Below are 1769 nucleotides of genomic sequence, written 5' to 3'. Positions count from 1 at the left end.
CCAGGGTCCCGGAAAAGTCACGTCTCACGAGGTCAGGACCAATTTGAGGGCGTGATCTGGGTGTCTGGCGTGGTGGCGTAGGCCGGCGGCGATGTTGTCCCATCCGGTGATTCGCAGGATGCCTATGGCCAGGTTGCGGCAGGTGGCCATCACCCGTGGAGCTTGGCCGGTGCGTACCTGCGATGCGTCCTCGGCGTTATGCCGCTGGCGGCATAACGCCGATTATTCCGCGCCCGTGGTTATGCCGCGTGGGTGCGGCGCGGGCATCGTTTGTCCTGGTCAGGCCGGTGGGCGGGGGTAGCCGATTCGGCATAATCACGGCGCGGATTGCTGGACGCTCGCTCTGTAATGCATTGACATCACAGAGGAGCGGCGATGAGACATCAGTCGGCGGCGGGTCCGTTGGAGGAGTTCGAACCGGGTTACCGCATGGAGTTGGCGCGAAGGGGCTTTGGCCCGACAGCGATTCGTCGTCGGGTGTCGCAGTTTCGGCAGTTGAGTCGGTGGATGTGGGACGAGGGGATCTCGGTCGATGAACTCGATGATCGGTGCGCTGTGCGGTTCCCCGAGTCGCGGCGCGCGGCGGGGCGGGTCACATGGGTGACCGGGGAGAGCGTGGTGCTGCCGGTGCAGTATCTGCGCGGTATCGGCGCCGCGCCGGCGTCCGGCTCTCCTGAGGCTGGGTCGGTCGAGGTATTGCTCGGTGGGTACCGGGCCTATCTTGTCCAGGAGCGGGCCGTGTGCCCAACGACAGTCGCTGGCTATGTGCGTGTTGCCAGGTGCTTCTGCGCTGAGATGGCGGATCGGCACGTCGAATTGGCGGATCTGGGTCCGGCGCAGCTGACGGCGTTCGTCGTCGCGGTGTGCGAGCGGTCCAGCCAGGCGTTGGCGAAGAAGACGGTGACCGCGTTGTCGTCGCTGCTGCGGTATCTGTATGTCACGGGCGTGACGGCATACCCGCTGGCCACCGTGTTGCCCAAGGTCGCCGGTCACGTGAGGGTCGTGTCGAAGGCGCTCGATGCCGCTCGGATCGAGAAGTTGCTGGCCAGTTGTGACCGCGGCACGAGCACCGGGCGCCGGGACTATGCGATGCTGATGCTGTTGTGCCGCCTGGGGCTGCGCGCCGGCGAGGTCGCCGCGCTGTGTCTGGACGACATCGACTGGCGACACGGCGAGGTCTTGGTGCGCGGCAAGGGCAATCGGTGCGAGCTGTTGCCGTTGCCGCCGGATATCGGTCACGCCATCGTCGACTATCTGCGTGACGATGGTCGTCGGGTCCCACCGGGCTGTCGTGCGGTGTTCCTGCGTGCCCACGCGCCGGAAGGGGCCGTGACCCCCAACGTCGTGGCCAACCGGGTGGCCGCCGCCGCCCGGCGCGTCGGACTCGCCGAGCCGGTGGGACCGCGCGCGTTGCGGCACAGCGCGGCGATGGCGTTCCTGCGCCAGGGCGCTGGCCTACCCGAGGTGGCACAGCTACTGCGGCACAACAGTATTCAGGTTACGGTGCGGTACGCGGCGGTCGATGCGTCCACTGCCCGTGAGCTGGCGCGGCCCTGGCCGGGTGCGCGATGACGGACTTGCGCAAAGCCGCCGACGAGTACCTCGCCGTGCGTCGCCGGCTCGGATTCGCACTCGTCGACGCGGGCCGACTGTTGCTCGACTTCGTCGCCTTTCTTGAGCAGCGCGGCGTCGGACACATCAACACCGAACTGGCGTTGGAATGGGCGGCGCAACCGTCCGACGCGCAGCCCGCGTGGCGGCGCTTACGG

Annotated in this window: 1 protein-coding gene and 1 pseudogene; both read left to right on the top strand. The window is 67.6% G+C overall.

Annotated features, from left to right (window positions below; all coding sequences use genetic code 11):
- The first annotated feature begins 375 nt into the window (after window positions 1-375).
- Complete coding sequence (locus tag FPZ47_RS27355) at window positions 376-1572, top strand: tyrosine-type recombinase/integrase (protein ID WP_144957387.1); 1197 nt, start codon at window positions 376-378, stop codon at window positions 1570-1572.
- Window positions 1573-1577: 5 nt separating this feature from the next.
- Window positions 1578-1769 (top strand): annotated as a pseudogene (locus FPZ47_RS27350) (tyrosine-type recombinase/integrase); the annotation flags it as partial.

Source organism: Mycobacterium helveticum, from assembly GCF_007714205.1.
Lineage (GTDB): Bacteria > Actinomycetota > Actinomycetes > Mycobacteriales > Mycobacteriaceae > Mycobacterium > Mycobacterium helveticum.
Note: the sequence above shows the minus strand (reverse complement) of the source record. Positions and strands in the feature narration are given on the sequence as shown.

Bases quoted from the DNA above. Each gene is read 5' to 3' on its own strand.
- FPZ47_RS27355 (WP_144957387.1), top strand. From the start codon at position 376: ATGAGACATCAGTCGGCGGCGGGTCCGTTGGAGGAGTTCGAACCGGGT.